Annotated in this window: 14 protein-coding genes; 12 read left to right on the top strand and 2 right to left on the bottom strand. The window is 61.6% G+C overall.

From position 1 onward, the window contains the following. Positions 1-78: 78 nt before the first annotated feature. Together rfaD and HBN68_RS18305 are read right to left on the bottom strand one after the other, a co-directional pair. Positions 79-1068: an ADP-glyceromanno-heptose 6-epimerase gene (gene rfaD, locus HBN68_RS18310; RefSeq protein ID WP_169965660.1), complete on the bottom strand. Its 990-nt coding sequence runs from the start codon at positions 1066-1068 to the stop codon at positions 79-81. A 181-nt stretch (positions 1069-1249) separates the two neighbouring features. After that, positions 1250-2539 carry a serine/threonine transporter gene (locus tag HBN68_RS18305; protein ID WP_094993345.1) on the bottom strand — a complete coding sequence of 430 codons (1290 nt, stop codon included), beginning with the start codon at positions 2537-2539 and terminating at the stop codon, positions 1250-1252. Between the two features lie 227 nt (positions 2540-2766). On the opposite strand from HBN68_RS18305, the gene HBN68_RS18300 reads away from it, so the two are divergent. The 12 genes from HBN68_RS18300 (at position 2767) to HBN68_RS18245 (ending at position 18372) form a co-directional block, all read left to right on the top strand. Continuing rightward, positions 2767-3297, top strand: a complete 531-nt coding sequence (locus tag HBN68_RS18300; protein WP_094993344.1) for a DUF4946 domain-containing protein — start codon at positions 2767-2769, stop codon at positions 3295-3297. 146 nt (positions 3298-3443) lie between these two features. Beyond that, the gene (locus HBN68_RS18295; RefSeq protein ID WP_094993343.1) at positions 3444-3890 is read left to right on the top strand and encodes a DUF411 domain-containing protein; all 447 of its coding nucleotides are present in this window, start codon (positions 3444-3446) and stop codon (positions 3888-3890) included. Positions 3891-4509: 619 nt separating this feature from the next. Then, the gene (gene glgA / locus HBN68_RS18290; protein ID WP_169965662.1) at positions 4510-6087 is read left to right on the top strand and encodes a glycogen synthase GlgA; all 1578 of its coding nucleotides are present in this window, start codon (positions 4510-4512) and stop codon (positions 6085-6087) included. A 16-nt stretch (positions 6088-6103) separates the two neighbouring features. Next, positions 6104-7915, top strand: coding sequence for a malto-oligosyltrehalose trehalohydrolase (gene treZ / locus HBN68_RS18285; RefSeq protein WP_169965664.1), 1812 nt, complete (start codon positions 6104-6106; stop codon positions 7913-7915). Continuing rightward, positions 7908-9998, top strand: a complete 2091-nt coding sequence (gene malQ, locus HBN68_RS18280) for a 4-alpha-glucanotransferase (protein ID WP_169965666.1) — start codon at positions 7908-7910, stop codon at positions 9996-9998. Before treZ ends, malQ begins: the two co-directional genes overlap by 8 nt. Then, entirely contained in the window at positions 9986-12754 is a 2769-nt protein-coding gene (locus HBN68_RS18275) for a malto-oligosyltrehalose synthase (protein WP_169965668.1), read from the top strand. Before malQ ends, HBN68_RS18275 begins: the two co-directional genes overlap by 13 nt. A gap of 16 nt (positions 12755-12770) precedes the next feature. Further along, on the top strand, positions 12771-13019 hold the full coding sequence (locus HBN68_RS18270) for a DUF2934 domain-containing protein (RefSeq protein ID WP_169965670.1): 249 nt from the start codon (positions 12771-12773) through the stop codon (positions 13017-13019). 121 nt (positions 13020-13140) lie between these two features. Beyond that, complete coding sequence (gene glgX / locus HBN68_RS18265) at positions 13141-15306, top strand: glycogen debranching protein GlgX (RefSeq protein ID WP_094993337.1); 2166 nt, start codon at positions 13141-13143, stop codon at positions 15304-15306. Between the two features lie 2 nt (positions 15307-15308). After that, on the top strand, positions 15309-16310 hold the full coding sequence (locus HBN68_RS18260; protein ID WP_169965672.1) for an acyl-CoA dehydrogenase family protein: 1002 nt from the start codon (positions 15309-15311) through the stop codon (positions 16308-16310). Then, the gene (locus HBN68_RS18255; protein WP_169965674.1) at positions 16307-17071 is read left to right on the top strand and encodes a PIG-L family deacetylase; all 765 of its coding nucleotides are present in this window, start codon (positions 16307-16309) and stop codon (positions 17069-17071) included. The genes HBN68_RS18260 and HBN68_RS18255 overlap by 4 nt, the downstream gene beginning before the upstream one ends. A gap of 3 nt (positions 17072-17074) precedes the next feature. Further along, on the top strand, positions 17075-17674 hold the full coding sequence (locus HBN68_RS18250) for a class I SAM-dependent methyltransferase (protein WP_169965676.1): 600 nt from the start codon (positions 17075-17077) through the stop codon (positions 17672-17674). Continuing rightward, positions 17671-18372 (top strand): glycosyltransferase, encoded by a 702-nt coding sequence (locus HBN68_RS18245; RefSeq protein ID WP_094993333.1) that lies wholly within the window; start codon positions 17671-17673, stop codon positions 18370-18372. Before HBN68_RS18250 ends, HBN68_RS18245 begins: the two co-directional genes overlap by 4 nt. Positions 18373-18428 lie beyond the last annotated feature (56 nt).

Genomic DNA, 18428 nt, shown 5'->3' with positions numbered 1-18428 from the left:
TGCGGCAGCGACGACTGACCCTGCACCTTAGGTGCACGCGCATGCAGTCGCTGTTCCGCAGCCCGGGGCAACCGGACGCTAGGGTGTCAGCAATGCCTGAACATAGCGGCCCACGCCCTCCTCCAGTCCCAGCATTGGCTCGCGGTATCCCGCCTCACGCAGTTGAGTCAGGTCGGCGCAGGTGTACACCTGGTATTTGCCCTTCAAGCTGTCCGGGAATTCACAGTAATGAATCACCCCTTCCAGTAACGCCGTCTCCAACGTCAGCGGTGGACGGTCTTGTGCCGCCCGTACGCCATTAATGGTTGCTAGCGCCAACGCATTAAATGCCCTGGCCTGCCCTGTGCCCACATTGAAAATACCGCTGACATGCGGGTTATCCAGCCAGTGAAGATTGACCTTGACCACATCGTCCACAGACACAAAGTCACGCAAATGGCCGCCTGCCGGGTAGTCACCATACTCGCCGAACAACTCGACGTAGCCCCGCTCGCGGTACTGATTGAAGCAATGCCAGACCATCGACGCCATGCGGCCTTTATGCTGCTCGCGGGGGCCGTAGACATTGAAGTACCGCAACCCCACCACCTGACTGCGGACTTTGGGCAGTAACTGCCGCACGTTCTGGTCAAACAGGCTTTTGGACCACCCATAGACATTCAGTGGCCGCTCGCAGTCGCGCACTTCGCGAAAATCCCGATGGGCGCCATAGACTGCCGCCGATGACGCGTAGATCAACGGGATCGACTGGTCCTGACAGGCCTGCAATAACGCGCAGCTGTAGCGGTAGTTGTTCTCCATCATGAAACGACCGTCATTTTCCACGGTGCTGGAGCACGCGCCCTGATGCAAAACGGCACGGATCTCGCCCAACCGGCGGTCCGCAAATCGTTGCACGAAATCACGTTTGTCGAAGTAGTCCGCAATATCACAGTCGGCCAGATTGCGGCACTTGTCGCCGTCAGTCAGGTCGTCTACCGCAATAATGTCGCGCTCGCCGCGATCATTGAGTGCCTTTACCAGGTTGCTGCCGATAAAACCCGCAGCCCCGGTCACGATAATGCTCATCCAGGACCTCCTGCCGATGCATGAAAGGTTTCAGCCTAGGCGTGTTTGCAGGTCAGATATTGATGCGGGTCAAGGCTCTTTCAAGCATTGAGACCCCGAGGGGATCGACGGCGCACTGAAGGCGCCGTCGCGGTGCACGAGGGGGTGTCACTGCACACCGGCGCAGTGACAACAGCGCCCGTCAGGCGAGGAAGGTTTGCGCCAGGGAATAGACCAGCGAGGAGATGGCCACCAGACCGATAACGGTCACAAATACGTTGGAGATCTTGCCCGAGTACTGACGCATGGCTGGCACGCGGCGGATGGCATACATCGGCATCAGGAACAGGATGGCCGCGATCACCGGACCGCCCATGGTTTCGATCATGCCCAGGATGCTCGGGTTAAGGGTCGCCACCGCCCAGCACACGATCAGCATGAACGCTGCGGTCATGCGGTCCAGGGTTTTGGCCGCGGGACGCTTGCCGGTTTTCAGCACCAGGCCTTTCAAGCCTTCACTGGCACCGATGTAGTGCCCGAGGAACGACTTGGCAATGGCCACAAACGCAATCAACGGCGCAGCGAACGCAATGGTCGGGTTGCTGAAGTGATTGGCCAGGTACGACAGGATCGACAGGTTTTGCGCCTTGGCTTCGGCCAGTTGCGCCGGGGACAGGGTCAGCACGCAACTAAAGACAAAGAACAGCACCATGACCACCATCAGCAGGTGCGCACGGGACAGAATCTGCGAGCTGCGCGCATCGGCGTTGTCGCCGTAGCGGCGCTTCTGGTCGACGGCAAACGCCGAGATGATCGGTGAATGGTTAAACGAAAACACCATCACCGGAATCGCCAGCCACAGCGTGTGCAGGAACGCCGAAGGCTGCGGCACAGTGCTCGCCGTGGCGAGAATGCCTCCGTTCCAGTGCGGGATCAGGAACACCGCCAAAAACAGCAGCGCCACGATGAAGGGGTAGACCATCATGCTCATGGCCTTGACGATCACTTGCTCGCCGCAACGGACCACTACCAGCAGCCCGAGGATCAGCACCAGCGACAGAATCGCCCGTGGAGGCGGCGTGATAGACAGTTGATTGAGCATGAAACTGCCGACCGTGTTGGTCAGCGCCACGCTGTAGATGAGCAAAATGGGGAAGATGGCCAGAAAGTACAGCAGCGTAATCACTGCACCGGCCTTGAGACCGAAATGTTCCTCGACCACGTCAGTGATGTCAGAACCTTCGCGCCCGGAGAGGACGAAGCGGGTCAAGCCCCGGTGGGCGTAAAAGGTCATCGGGAATGCCAGCAACGCCAGAATCAACAACGGCCAGAAACCGCCCAGCCCGGCGTTGATCGGTAAAAACAGTGTTCCTGCGCCAATCGCTGTGCCGAACAGGCCCAGCATCCAGGTGGTGTCTTGGCGGTTCCAGCGAGTGAGCGTCGCGGGTGTCTCGTCGAAACGTACGTCGACGCTATTAGCCTGGTCATTCATCCGGTCGAATCTCCGCTAGCCGGTCGTTACCACGCGGCCGGGGCGGACAAAACACACCTTACAGACAACGCCCCAGCCATAAGAAGGGCGCGATTGTCCGGGATTAGACATAAGAAGCAAAGGTTTAGCTGAGCAAAGGTAAAAAACATTTGCTATGCCAACGCACTGTCCAGACACCTGTTGATACACTCTGACGACCCAACATACGCCCATAAGGTGTGTCCATCATGACTGTCTCGCACCGCTGCACAGCACTGCTCGGACTCTTCTGCGCCCTCGCCCTGCCCGTAGCCCTGGCCGACGCAACGCTTATCACCTGGCCCGCCGGCTGGGAGATTCAAGACGTGCCGCCTGCCCCGGACGACAACGGCCAGCGCCAGCGCGCCGTGAAGAACGACGCCAACGGCGACCCGTTGATGGTGATGGAGCTGACCCAGACCACATTGGCGCCCGAGCATCAGGTCAATATGGAGGCCGTTCTGCTGCAAATGCGCAAAACCTTGCAGCAAAATTTCGCCAAGGGCGGCTATCAAAGCGCTTGCAACAAGATCCACCCCAGCACGCTGGGGGGCCTGAACGCGCTCGAAACCACCTGCAAAATCACCCAGAACGGCAACCATGTCATCACCCAAACCCTGGTGGCCGCTACCCGGGAGGCGCACGCCTACGCGCTGTCTTACGCTGGGCCCGCCGAGGGCTATAAAGCCACCGAGCCAGAAGTGCGGGGGATTCGCGGCAGCTTGCGTTTCACTCAATGAACGCCCCACTGCACCTTGAATCCTTGGCAACCCTCCCCAACCTGACAAAACTGTCATCCAGCCATCAGTTGACTGACAGCAGGTGTCGGTCAGGCTGACATTTTTTCAAGGTTGCATGTGCGCCTTAATAAGCGAAGAGGACCCCAATGAAAACCCCACTGCGCGTTGCCGCACTCTCGGCCCTGTTACTGAGCGGCATGGCCCACGCCGCCGACCCTTTGACCATTGACGTTCACCGCGATGCCAATTGCGGCTGCTGCAAAACCTGGATTTCTCATTTGCAAGAACACGGGTTCAAGGTCAATGACCATGTCGAAGCAGACATGAGCAGCGTCAAGCAGCGCCTCGGCGTTCAGCCCCGCCTGGCTTCCTGCCACACCGGCGTGATTGATGGAAAATTCGTGGAAGGCCATGTGCCCGCAGACCAAGTGATTGCACTGACCAAACGCGACGATCTCAAAGGCATTGCCGTCCCGGGCATGCCCATAGGCTCTCCCGGTATGGAAATGGGTGATCGCAAAGACGCGTATCAGGTGATCGGCGTGAACCATCAAGGCCAGGATGTGATCGTGGCCGATTACCCGGCCAACTGACCTTCCTCACGCTAACCCGCTCCTGCCCGGGCATCTGAACCCGGCGGAGCGGTTAGCGCACCGGCTTAAACCGTCTGGTTATGAGCAATACCCAATCGTTCTAACCCGCGCTTGGCGTCGACCGACGATCCTTGCTGGAACGGCATCTATCGACAGTCGATAGGCGCATGGCTGTTACACGCTGCATGCATCGGCAGCGATCAGCCGCCATCGACCGGCATATACACGCTTAAACACCCCTTGAATGTCCGTTGGCCTGCACCTGCTTGCCTGAGGATTAGCGCTCGCCCTGTGCGCCAATAGTCGCGAGCCCGATTTTTGAGAGAAGTTTCGCCCGCTGCATGAGGCAGTCATCCGCCCTATTTTCAGCTTTTCTCCTACACTCTGAGGTCGGTAATCCGTACAGGAGTGTCGCTTTTAAAAAAAACGAACCTTCTGCGATGCCGCTGGGTCAGCTTAAAAGTAGGGTCGTTGATTTCTGGATCATTCCTTGCAACGCCCTCCTCACCCTTTGCGCATTAACCCGCGATCAACAAAGCAGTGTTGTGCCTGCCCACAGGACGTGAGTAAGAGCCCGACCATGGGTCGGGCAGATCAATAAATACAACGGGAGAACACCATGATCAGTGCTGCTGCGACAAACCCACAGAATTGCCTGAATACGCTGGTCAATGAGGTCATAACCGGTGCTGGCCGGACACCGGCTGGCAATCTAGCAGTACCGATCGCACAAGCGCTCCCGAGTAATCCGAACAAAAAGAAAGTCTTGTTTGTGACCTCCGAGCTGGCCGACTTGGTCAAGACTGGAGGTCTGGGCGATGTTTCAGCGGCGCTCCCCCGCGCCATGCGCCACCTGCACGATGTACGGGTGTTGATTCCGGGCTACCCACAGGTGATGAACAGTGACAACCCGATCCACGTGATTGGCGAGCTGGGCGGCCATGCAGCCTTACCGCCCTGCAAGATCGGGCGCATGGACCTCAAGGACGGGCTGGTGATTTATGTCCTGATCTGCCCCGAACTCTATGAGCGCGAAGGCACCCCGTACGGCGCAAACAATGGCCGTGACTGGCCGGACAATCACATCCGATTCGCGCGCCTGGGACTGGCCGCTGCCGACATCGCTGCCAACCTGGCGCAGATCCACTGGCAACCCGACCTGGTGCATGCCCACGACTGGCCCGCCGGTCTGGCCCCGGCGTACATGCACTGGCGCGGCCAGCGTACCCCGACGCTGTTCACCATTCACAACCTCGCCTATCAGGGCGTGGTCAGCCTCGCTTGCTGCCCGGAACTGGGCATCCCGTCCCACGCCTTGCAACAGGAAGGCATGGAGTTCTATGGTAAGTTGTCGTTTCTCAAGGCCGGGATGGCCTATGCAAGCCACATCACCACGGTCAGCGCCACCTACGCCCAGGAAATCACCACCCCGGCCTTTGGCTGCGGGCTGGATGGCTTTCTGGACAGCAAAACCCAGCAAGGCCTGCTCAGCGGCATTCCCAATGGCATTGATGAAAGCTGGGAGTCGTCGACCGACCCGCACCTGATGGCGCCTTTCGCCATTGGCGAATGGCAAGGCAAAGCGACCAACGCCGATCACGTGCGCACACTCTTCGGCCTGAACCCTTCCAAAGGCCCTTTATTTGCCGTGGTCTCGCGACTGGTGTACCAAAAAGGCCTGGACCTCACCGAAGGCGTGGCGGCCTACATCGTGGCCAACGGTGGGCAAATCGCAATCATTGGCCGTGGCGAACCCGAAGAAGAGCAAGCCATGCGTGATCTGGCCCTGCGCTTCCCCGGCCAGATCGGCGTGCGCATCGGTTTCAATGAAACCGATGCGCGGCGCATGTTTGCCGGCAGTGACTTCCTGCTGATGCCTTCGCGCTACGAACCCTGCGGCCTGAGCCAAATGTATGCACAACGCTATGGCTCCTTGCCCGTGGCACGCAACACCGGCGGGTTGGCCGACACCATTGAAGATGGCATCACCGGCTTTCTGTTCAACGAATCCACTGTGCACAGCTACGAGCAGGCATTGAGCCGCGCGTTCAAAGTGTTCGCCTTCCCCGATCTGCTCAACGCCATGCGCTGCCGCGCCATGTCAGCGCCTTTCAACTGGTGCCAGGCCGTGGAACCCTATGCCCATCTTTATGAACAACTGGTGGTGAAATCCCTGAACAGAGCCGGCAGACCCTGAACCGAGGCTTGTACCGATGCCTTTAAAAACCGTGGAACACGGCTCCCATGGTGCTCAGCGACTGGACGCGCACCACACGCGCTTCACCCTGTGGGCGCCCGATGCTTTTTACGTCAGCCTGGAGCTGCGCGACGGACGCTCTTTGCCGTTGATTCCTCAGGCCGATGGTTGGTTCGCGCTGGAGGTTGCGTGCCCGGCTGGCACCCGTTACCGCTTCAACATAGATGGTGATATTGAGGTCCCCGACCCGGCCTCACGCGCCCAGGACGGCGGTTTGACGGGCTGGAGCGTGGTGGTCGATCCGCAGGCCTATCACTGGCGCCACCCACACTGGAAAGGACGCCCATGGCAGGAAGCCGTCATCTACGAGCTGCATGTCGGCGCCCTGGGCGGTTATGCCCACGTCGCCCGGCAACTGCCGCGACTGGCTGAAATGGGAATTACCGCCATTGAGTTAATGCCGCTCGCGCAATGCCAGGGCGAACGCAATTGGGGGTATGACGGCGCGCTGCTGTATGCGCCGCACGACACCTATGGCTCGCCGCAGGCGCTCAAGCAGCTAATTGACGAGGCACATGGCTTGGGGTTGATGGTGATTCTGGACGTGGTCTACAACCACTTCGGCCCTGAAGGCAATTTCCTGTCGCACTATGCCAGCTCTTTTTTTCGCAAGGACAGCCACACCCCGTGGGGCGCCAGCATTGACTATGAGCGCCCGGCCGTGCGCGAGTTCTTTATCGACAATGCGTTGATGTGGCTGCTCGAATACCGCGTTGATGGCTTGCGTCTGGATGCCGTACACGCCATTGGCGACCCGGACTTTCTGCATGAACTCGCGTATCAGGTGCGGCGCCACACAGCCCCCGATCGCCATGTATGGCTGACCCTTGAGAACGAATTCAACCAGGCCAGCCTGCTGGAAAAATCCTTTGACGCGCAGTGGAATGATGATGCCCATAACGCCTTGCACGTATTGTTGACTGGCGAAACCGACGCGTATTACGCCGAATTCGCTGACAACCCGACGCACAAGCTGGCGCGCTGCCTGAGTGAGGGTTTTGCGTTTCAGGGCGAGGCCAATCGCCATGGCGCGGCGCGGGGCGAACCCAGCGCACATCTGCCGCCCAGCGCCTTTGTGCTGTTCCTGCAAAACCACGATCAGATCGGTAACCGTGCACACGGCGAACGCTTGCACCATTTATGTGCACCGCAAGCCCTGCGGGCCGCCACCGTTTTGCTGCTCTTGTCGCCGATGATCCCCTTGTTGTTCATGGGGGATGAAAGTGCCGCGCCCGAGCCGTTTCTGTTTTTCACCGATTACCGCGGCGAATTGGCCGATGCCGTGCGTGAAGGCAGGCGCAAGGAATTTGCCGAATTCAGCACCTTCAACGCGCAAGACGCGGACTCGCTGATTGCCGACCCAAATGACCCCGAGACCTTTGCCCGCTCGCGCCCGGACTTGCGTGTGCCCGAACGTGGCCCGCGCCGCGAGATGCTCACGCTGTACCAACACCTGCTCGCGGTGCGTCGCCAACAGATCATTGCGCGCCTGGAAGGTTCCCAGGCGTTGGGCTGCAAAGTGCTGGCCGACGGCGCCTTCACCGCCAGCTGGCGGCTGGGCGATGCCAGTGTCCTGCACATCACCCTGAACCTGAGCGGGCAGTACGTGCCCTTCGCGCCAGCCCCTGACCAACCTGTCCTGTTCCAGACCCCACCCGATATGACCCTCGACGTGCAGCAGCATCAGCGGCTGGCGCCTTACAGCGCGCTGGTCAGTCTGGTGCCGCCACCGACCCTTTCGCCCTTGATGGAGAGCGCTTATGAGTGACGCGCAACTGGAAATACTGGCGAGCCGTGCCGGACTGGCCGTGGACTGGGTGGATGCCAACGGCAACCCGCAGCGCGTGTCACCCCACGTGTTACAAGCCGTGCTCGCCGGGTTGGGCTTGCCCGCCGACAGCGACGAGGCCATCGAGACCAGCCTGCTGAACCTGCAACTGGAGCAACAAAACAAACGCCTGCCGCCCCTGCTGACCGCCGACGTGGGCAGAAGCCTGGACCTGACTCGCTATTTCTCCCCCCACAGTCAATGCATGGTTCACCTCGAAACCGGGGGTTCACTGGAGATTGAACTGGATGCCGATGCTTACCTGCCCGGCATGATCCCGGTGGGCTATCACCGCGCCCACGTCGGCGAACAGCATTTCACACTGGCGGTCGCGCCTGCACGTTGCTTCAGCATGGCCGATGCGCTGGACAACGACACGCCGCGCACCTGGGGCTTAAGCGCGCAGCTGTACAGCCTGTTCCGCCCGGGCGACGGCGGGCTGGGAGACACGCAAGCGCTGGAAACTTTCGCCAAGGCCGCCGGGGAACGCGGGGCTGACGCTCTGGCCATCAGCCCGATGCACGCCATGTTCAGTTGCGACCCAGACCGCTACAGCCCGTATTCACCCTCCAGCCGTTTGTTCCTCAACTATTTATATGCCGCCCCGGCCAGCGTGCTGGGCGACAGCGTGGTGCAGCAGGCCATTGATGACAGCGGCCTGCGCGAGGAATGGCAGCGTCTGGAACAGTTGCCCCTGATCGACTGGCCCGCTGCCACCCGCGTGCGGCACACCTTGCTGCGCAACCTCTACGAAGATTTCGTGGTCGGCGAACAGCCGTTGCGAGAGGATTTCAACGAATTTTGCGACAACGGCGGCGAATCGCTGGAAAACCATTGCCGGTTTGAAGCCTTGCAGGTTCAACGCCGCACCGAGCACTTAAGCCAGGACTGGCGTGACTGGCCTGAGCAGTGGCGTGACCCCAACAGTCCAGCACTGCTGCTGTTTGCTGAAGAACACCGCCACGACATCGGCTTTTACGCATTTTGCCAATGGTTGATCGCCCGCTGCCTGGCCAAGGCCCAAAAAGCTGCACGGGATGCAGGCATGGCCATTGGCCTGATCGCGGACCTGGCAGTCGGTGCCGACGGCGCGGGGAGCCAGGCCTGGTGCCGACAGGATGAGTTGCTGTCGCAGCTTACCGTCGGCGCGCCGCCCGACCTGCTCAACCGCAAAGGTCAAGGTTGGGGCATTTCGGCATTTTCACCGGATGGCCTCAAGCGCAATGGCTTTCGCGCATTCATCGAAATGCTACGCGCCAACTTTGCCCATGCGGGCGGCCTGCGCATCGACCACGTGATGGGCCTGCAACGGCTGTGGGTGATTCCGCGGGGTGCGTCACCCAGCGAAGGCGCCTATTTGTATTACCCGGTCGATGACCTGCTGCGCTTGATGGCGCTCGAATCCCTGCGCCATCGCGCCATCGTCCTGGGTGAGGACTTGGGCACAGTGCCTGACGGGCTGCGCGACAAACTCAGCGAACGCGCCATCCTCGGTATGCGCATTCTGTTGTTCGAACAAGATTATGGCGCCCGCTTCAGGCCGGTGCTGGAGTGGCCCGACACGGCGCTGGCCACCACCAGTACCCACGACCTGCCCACCCTCAATGGCTGGTGGCAGGAACGCGATATCGACTGGAATGCACAGCTGGGGCTGGTGGACGCCGAAACCGAAGACCATTGGCGGGATAACCGCGCCCACGAGCGCAACGGCCTGCACCAGGCGCTGAGCCTGGATCCGCAAAATTTTCAGGAGGAAGCCACCGGCGCCGATCAAGTGCTCAACGCCAGTGCGCGCTTCCTCGGCCATACCCGTTCGCCCTTGGTGTTGCTGCCCGTGGAAGATGCGCTGGGGGTGGTCGAGCAGGCCAATCTGCCGGGCACCGTGAGCACCCACCCCAACTGGCGACGACGTTTGCACATACCCTGCTCGACCCTGCTCGACCGTCCTGAAGTTGCCCGCCGCCTTGAGCTGCTGGCCTGTGCGCGCCTGCAAGCGCAGGAGCGTGATGAATGCAGACGTTGAGTTCCCCGGTTTTGCGCGCCACTCAGCGCCTGCAATTTCATGCGGGCTTCACCCTGGACGATGCGCGCGCGCAAGTACCTTACTTTGCCCGAATGGGCATCAGCCACCTGTACGCGTCGCCGCTGCTCACGGCCCGCGAAGGTTCGATGCACGGCTATGATGTGGTGGACCCCACGCAAGTCAGCCCGGCGCTTGGCGGCGAGGCGGCCTTGCGGCGTCTGGTGGCCGACTTGCGCACCCATGGCATGGGCCTGATTCTGGATGTGGTGTCCAATCACATGGCCGTGGGCGGCGCTGATAACCCGTGGTGGCTCGACCTGCTGGCCTGGGGCCGCGCCAGCCCGTATGCCGAGTTTTTCGACATCCAGTGGCACTCGCCCGACCCGCTGCTCGAAGGGCAATTGCTGCTGCCCTTTTTAGGTAACGACTACGGCGCCACGTTAAAAGCCGGCGAGCTGCCCCTGCGCTTCGACGCGCAACAGGGTCGCTTCTACGCCGAGCACGGCCATCACCACTTCCCGATTTGCCCGCTGGATTACGGCTTTTTGTTGCAGATCAGCGGCCAGCCCGACCTGCAGTTCCTCGGTGAACGGTTCACAGCGCTGCAACCCTTGGCCAACCCCCGGGAGCGGGCGGCGCCGCTGCATGCCGAGCTGGCCGTGCTCAGTGCCCAACCTGAAGTGCGGGCCGCCATCGAGCAGCAGCTGGCGTGTTTCGACGCCCGCCAATCCAGCGGCCTGGAACGCCTGCATGCGCTGCTCGAACGTCAGTCCTATCGACTGGCCAGTTGGCGCACGGCAGCCGACGACATCAACTGGCGGCGGTTTTTCGATGTCAACGAATTGGCCGGGCTGCGTGTCGAGCGGGCCACCGTTTTTGAAGCCACCCATGAAAAAATCTTCGCGCTGATCCGCGACGGGCTGGTGGACGGGCTGCGCATCGACCACGTAGACGGTCTGGCCGATCCCAGGGGCTATTGCCGCAAGTTAAGACGCCGCGTGGACGCGCTCTCACCGGATCGCCACCTGCCGATTTATGTCGAAAAAATCCTTGGCCCGCACGAATCCCTGCCCGATGACTGGCGCGTAGACGGCACCACCGGCTACGAGTTCATGGATCAGGTGTCGCTGTTGCAACACGACCCCGCTGGCGCCGTGCCGCTGGCCAGCCTTTGGGCCGAGCACAGCGAACGGCCCGGTGACTTCCGCGAGCAAGCGCTGCTGGCCCGGCAACAAATTCTCAAGGGTTCGCTGGCGGGCGATTGCGACCGCGTCGCCCTGGCCCTGCGTGACGTGGCCCGTGATGACCTGATGACCCGCGACCTGACGCTGGGTGCCATTACCCGAGCGTTGCACGCGCTGGTGGTGCATTTCAGTGTGTACCGCACCTACATCAACGCCGCCGGGCGCAGTGCCGCAGATGACGAGGTGTTTCGCCGCGCCATGGAGGGCGCACGCAATGACCTGAGCGAAGCCGACTGGCCGGTGCTCGACTCCCTGCAACGCTGGTTGGGTGGCGATAACTGGCGCACCCGGCCCTACGGTCGCTCGCGCAAATTACTCAAGCGCGCCTGCATACGGTTTCAACAGCTCACCTCGCCTACGGCTGCCAAGGCGGTGGAAGACACAGCCTTCTACCGCTACGGGGCCCTGCTGTCGCGTAATGATGTGGGTTTCCACGCCGAACGCTTCAGCGCCCCGCCGCAGGTTTTTCATCAAGCCTGCGCAGATCGCTTGCAGCATTTCCCGGACAATCTGCTGGCCACGGCGACCCACGACCATAAGCGCGGCGAAGACTGCCGCGCACGATTGGCCGTCCTCAGCGAGCGCAGCGACGACTACGCGCAGTGCATTGCCCGCTGGCGCCCGCTGGCCCGTCAACTGCGCGGCCAACGCGAAGGGCCTTCAGCGGGCGATGAGCTGCTGCTGTATCAGATTGTGCTCTCCACCTGGCCGCTGGCGCTCACGCTCGACGATCAACCCGGGTTGGCGCGTTACAACGAACGCCTGTGGCAATGGCAGCTCAAGGCCCTGCGTGAGGCCAAACTCGACAGCCAGTGGGCCGCACCCAATGAAGCATACGAGCACGCAGTGCAGCATTTTATTGAGCAACTGCTGTTAGACCCCGCCGGTGCTGCCCTGCGGGCCGACATTCATGCAGCCAGTGAACGTCTGGCCCCGGCGGGCGCGTTGAACAGCCTGGCGCAATGCCTGCTCAAGCTCACCACACCGGGAGTGCCGGACATCTACCAGGGCACCGAGTTCTGGGACTTCAGCCTGGTGGACCCGGATAACCGACGCGCCGTGGACTTCGCCCTGCGTCAGCAATGCCTGGACGTCAACGCACAGGCACCTGCCCTGCTCAACGACTGGCGCAGCGGCTCGATCAAACAGGCCCTCATCGCCAAAGCCCTGGCCCGGCGTGCCGAGCATCCCCTGCTGTTTGCACGCGGCAGCTATGAGCCGTTGAACGTGACGGGCGAGCTTGCCGGTCACGTGCTGGCCTTCGCACGCCGTTGGCAAGACCAATGGGCCGTGGTGGTGGTGCCCCGCTTAAGCGCAAAAATCACTCAAAAAAATGGGCAGCCATTTATAGATCCACTCATATGGGCAGATACCCGCATCGAATTACCGTTCGACGGAACTCAGCGCAAATTAAATGGATTTTTTGCGCAGCCCGTAGTCATTACCAATAAGACGATAAGGGTCAGCGACGCTCTCGGTTCCTTCCCCGTCAACCTCATGATCACCACTTGATTCCAGGAGCTTTGCGATGAATAACGACGACAAACGCATTCGTGAATTTGCCTACCAGATCTGGGAATCCGAAGGCAAACCTGATGGCCAGGATGCCCGGCACTGGGAAATGGCCCACAAGCTGGCCCAGGCCGAAGCACTGGCGCCCCAAAAAGCCGACGCGAGTAAAGCCAAACCCAAGGCAGCCGCAGCTGCAAGCGGTAAACCGGCTAGCAAAGAGCCCGCGGCGAAAAAACCCCGGGCACCCCGCAAACTCGCTTCTTGACACCCGGGTGCGTCACGCCCTGACGCACCGCACCGTAAACCGTTTTTAACAGGACAGTAATGCCTGACGGCCGCGCTTTGCCTGCCGTTTGTGAAGGCCTTCGATACAGCCAGGAGTCACCATGACCAAGCGCAAGTCAGCCCCACCCGTTACACCGGACGTTGAACCCTCGCGCCTGAGGGAGGGCCTGCCCTTCCCGCTCGGCGCCACTTGGGACGGGCTAGGTGTTAACTTCGCGATTTTTTCGGCCAACGCCACCAAAGTTGAGCTGTGCCTGTTTGATGAAACAGGCGACGTGGAGCTCGAACGCATCGAATTGCCCGAGTACACCGACGAGACGTACCACGGCTATTTGCCCGACGCGCACCCGGGGCAGATTTATGGCTATCGGGTTTACGGCCCGTATGACCCGCAAAACGGCCACCGTTTTAACCACAACAAATTGCTCATCGACCCGTACGCCAAACAATTGGTCGGTGAACTGAAGTGGTCCGAAGCCCTGTTCGGTTACACCATCGGCCACCCGGACGGCGATTTGAGCTTCGATGAACGCGACAGCGCCCCGTTCGTGCCCAAATGCAAGGTCATCGACCCTGCCCATACGTGGGGCCACGATCACCGCCTGATCGTGCCGTGGGACAAAACCATCTTTTATGAAACCCACGTACGCGGCATCAGCATGCGCCACCCCGACGTGCCGGAGGCCGTGCGCGGCACGTTTGCCGGGCTGATGGTGGACGAGGTCATCGAGCACATTCGCAAACTCGGGGTGACCAGTGTCGAGCTGCTGCCGGTGCATGCGTTCGTCAACGACCAGCACCTGCTGCAAAAAGGCATGACCAACTACTGGGGCTACAACAGCATTGCGTTCTTCGCCCCGGACCCGCGCTACCTGGCCAGCGGCAAGATCGCGGAGTTCAAGGAAATGGTCGCCCACCTGCACGAAGCCGGGCTGGAAGTGATTCTGGACGTGGTCTACAACCACACCGCCGAAGGCAATGAGCAAGGCCCGACGCTGTCCATGCGTGGCATCGACAACGCCTCCTACTACCGCCTGATGCCTGACGACAAGCGCTACTACATCAACGATTCAGGCACCGGCAACACGCTGGACCTGAGCCACCCCTGCGTGCTGCAAATGGTCACCGACTCGCTACGCTATTGGGCCCACGAGATGCATGTCGACGGCTTCCGTTTCGACTTGGCCACCATTCTGGGCCGTTACCACGAAGGGTTTAACGAGCGCCACAGCTTCCTCGTGGCCTGCCGTCAGGACCCTCTGCTGCGCCAAGTGAAAATGATTGCCGAACCCTGGGACTGCGGCCCCGGCGGCTATCAGGTGGGGGGCTTCCCGCCGGGCTGGGCCGAGTGGAACGACCGGTTTCGCGACACCGTACGCGCTTTCTGGAAAGGCGATGACGGGCAACTGGCCGACTTTGCGGCGCGCATGACCGGCTCGGGCGAGCTGTACAACCAGCGCGGGCGGCGGCCTTATTCCTCAGTCAATTTCATTACCGCCCACGATGGTTTCACGTTGCACGACCTGGTGTCCTACAACGACAAGCACAATGAAGCCAACGACGAGAACAATCAGGACGGCAGCAACAACAACCTGTCGTGGAACCACGGCGTCGAAGGCCCGACCGACGACCCTCAAATCAATGCCCTGCGCTTGCGCCAGATGCGCAACTTCTTTGCCACCCTGCTGCTGGCTCAAGGCACGCCGATGATCGTCGCCGGGGATGAATTCGCCCGCACCCAGCACGGCAATAACAACGCCTACTGCCAGGACAGCGAAATCGGCTGGATCAACTGGGACCTGGACGAGGATGGCAAATCGCTGCTCAAGTTCGTCAAGCGCCTGATCAAACTGCGCAACAACTACCCGATCCTTCGGCGCGGGCGCTTCCTGGTGGGGCATTACAACGAGGAGCTGGGGGTCAAGGACGTGACCTGGCTGGCGCCTGATGGCAGCGAAATGTCCATCGAACAGTGGGAAGACCCGCAAAGCCGCAGTTTCGGCATGCTGCTTGACGGCCGGGCGCAGGTCTCCGGCGTGCAGCGTTCGGGCGCCGATGCCACCTTGCTGATTGCCTTCAACGCGCAGCATGACGGTGTGGACTTCATCCTGCCGCAAGTGCCCGAAGGCACTGGCTGGATCTGCAAGTTCGACACCTTCGATCCGGACTTCAAAAGCCCGCACACCTTGGCGTTTGGCAGCACCTACGGGGTGAATGGCCGCTCGGTGGCGCTGTTCGAACTGGAGCATCACAAGGACGCGGGCTAACCATGACTCTGCATGATTTTCTTGAAGACTGCGCATCGCCGGTGAACACGCCGCAGGCGCTGGGCCAGTGCTTGCAGCGCATGGTCGAAGCCGGGCTGGATCAATTGCCGTTGCCCGGCAGCGGGATGACCCTGCAACGCTGGCAACAATTGGCACTGGTGGCCGGGCATGACTTGGGGCTGTGCAAGGTGTACGAAGGCCACACCGATGCGCTGGCCACGATGCGCGAGCTGGGCGCCAAACCGGTCCCGCCGGGCAGTACTTGGGGCCTGTGGGCCGCCGAGCCGCCCAACGCCCGGGTTCTCCTGCGCGTTGTTGACGGCCGCTCGCTCATTAGCGGGCGCAAAGCCTGGTGTTCGGGTGCGGGCGTGGTCAGCCACGGGTTGCTCACGGCTTGGGATGAACAAGGCGGCCAGCAACTGGTGGCGGTCGACATGCAGCAGCCAGGGGTCAGCATATCCCGTGAAGGCTGGGAAGCGGTGGGCATGGCCGCAACGGCCAGCGTCGACATTCTGTTTGAGCACGTACCATGCACCCGCGTGGGCCAACCCGGCGACTATTTGCGTCGCCCCGGTTTTTGGCAAGGCGCGATTGGCATTGCCGCGTGCTGGTATGGCGCTGCGTACCGGCTGGCCGAGTTCCTGCGACAGCAATGCGCAAAGCGCGCCGAACCCCATGCACTGGCGCATTTGGGGGCGGCGCAGGCTGCGCTGTTCGGGGCCCGCAATACCCTGATCGTCTGCGCAGGGCTGCTGGATGAAGCGCCCACTGCCGACCGCCAGGCACTGGCCCGACAAACCCGGGCCCAGATCGAAGAGTGCGCCGAACAGGTGCTTCGCCACGTAGGCCGCGCACTGGGCGCCGGGCCTTTTTGCAAAGACCCGCACTTTGCCCGCCTGAGCGCCGACCTGCCGGTTTATTTGCGCCAAAGTCATGCTGAACGCGACCTCGAAGCCTTGGGCGAATGGGCCGCGCAAACACCCGGGAGGCACTGGCCCCTATGAAAGAAAACCTGATTGTGGGCAGCGGCACCCCGCTGCAACACTGGCGCGACTCTCAACGGCTGGCAAACTTGCCGGCCGTGGACGTCACTGAGCTGCTGCCAGAAGGCTCACGTGCAGTCATCGTCGCCCCCCATCCGGACGACGAAGTCCTGGGTACCGGCGGCTTGCTGCAACTGATCAATACCCTTAACCGCCCGCTGTTGTTGATCTCTGTCACTGACGGCACCGCCAGCCACCCCGGCTCCAGCTTATGGCCAGCGTGCGATTTGGCGTATCAACGCGCCCTCGAATCTGAAGAGGCCCTGAGCCGACTCGGCCTGCCGGTGCCTGAGCTGCACTGGGTCAGGGGCGGTTTCCTCGACAGCCAGGTGGCTGCCGATGAAGCGCTACTCACGGCCTTCATCGAACAGCACCTCAAGCCCGGCGACGTGGTGTTCAGTACTTGGTGCCGGGATGGTCACTGCGATCACGACGCCGTCGGCCGCGCCAGCGTCAAGGCGGCTGCGAACGTGGGCGCCCGCGTGCACGAACTGCCGATCTGGACGTGGCACTGGGCCCACGATGACGACCCGCGCGTGCCGTGGGCGCGCGCCCGGCGCATCGACCTCAGCGCCCAGGCGGTGGCACGCAAACGCTATGCAGCCAAGGCCTTCACCAGCCAGATCCACAACGACCCAAGCACGGGTGCCGAACCGGTGCTCAGCGAACACGCACTGGAACGGTTGCTACAACCCTATGAAGTTGTTTTTGTACAGGGATGAATCATGAGTGTCTCGACTGCTTTTTTTGATCAGCTCTACGCCCACAACAACGATCCGTGGGCCTTTCGCGAACGCTGGTACGAACAGCGCAAACGGGCCATCACCCTGGCCAGCCTGCCGCGCCAGCATTACCCGGCGATTTTTGAAGTGGGCTGCGCCAATGGCGAATTAAGCGCCGGGCTCGCCCAGCGAACCGATTGGCTACTGGCCTGTGACACCTCAGCCAAGGCCGTGCAACTGGCACGCCAGCGGCTGAGCGACTGCGCCAACGTGGAGGTGCGGCAAAACCGCGTGCCGGAACAATGGCCCGAGCGTAGCTTCGACCTGATTGTCATCAGCGAGGTGGCTTATTACCTGGACCCCAAAGCACTGGAAGAAATGCTCGAACTGGCGCTGCTTAGCCTAGCCCCTGATGGCCAGTTGCTCGCGTGCCACTGGCGACCGGCTATCGAAGGCTGTGCCCTGACCGGCGACGAGGTGCACGCGCGGGTGCACGACACCTTGGGCTGGCCGCGCCTGGTACAGCACCTGGAAGACGATTTCATCCTTGAAGTGTGGGGCCGCGACCCTATTTCTGTAGCCAGCCTGGAGGGATTGCGATGATCGGCGTGCTGATTCCCGCACATAACGAAGAGGCGCTGATTGCCCACTGCCTGCATGCCGTGCTCAGCGCCAGCCGTCATCCGCAGCTTAAGGCAGAGCCGGTGCGCGTGCTGGTGGTGCTCGACAGTTGCGACGACCTGTCAGCCGACATTGCTGCGCAATACGACGTCGACGTGCTGGCGATCAATGCCCGCAACGTGGGCGCTGCCCGTGGCGCCGGGGCGCAATGGTTGCTGGAACGCGGGGCGCGCTGGATCTCGTGCACCGATGCCGACAGCCGCGTGGCCGAAGATTGGCTGGTGGCGCAATTGGCGTTGGGCAAAGACGCCGTGTGCGGCACGGTGACCGTCGATGACTGGGGCAACGGCATTGATGAAGCCGCCCGCTCCCGTTACCAGGCGGCCTACGAAGCACGGGACGGCCACCGGCATATCCACGGTGCCAACCTTGGCTTCAGCGCCAAAGCCTACCGCCGTGCCGGGGGCTTTCAGCCGCTGGCTTGCCACGAAGACGTGCACTTGGTGAAGCAACTGGAGGCCTGCGGCGCGTCTATCGCCTGGAGCCACCGCCCACAGGTCATCACCAGCGCCCGGCTCGACTGCCGCGCCTCTGGTGGCTTTGGTGATTACTTAAGGTCACTGCTTAGCGTGGCCGAACATGACCAACATCAAGGGGGATCACGCCCCGACGCGCTATAAAAAAGGCAGTGCCGATACTGAACGCGCTGTCTCGGCATGCGTCGAACCCACGTGAC

Origin of the sequence: Pseudomonas sp. WS 5078, from assembly GCF_012985745.1 — a bacterium.
Classification (GTDB): Bacteria; Pseudomonadota; Gammaproteobacteria; order Pseudomonadales; family Pseudomonadaceae; genus Aquipseudomonas; species Aquipseudomonas lundensis_A.
Note: the sequence above shows the minus strand (reverse complement) of the source record. Positions and strands in the feature narration are given on the sequence as shown.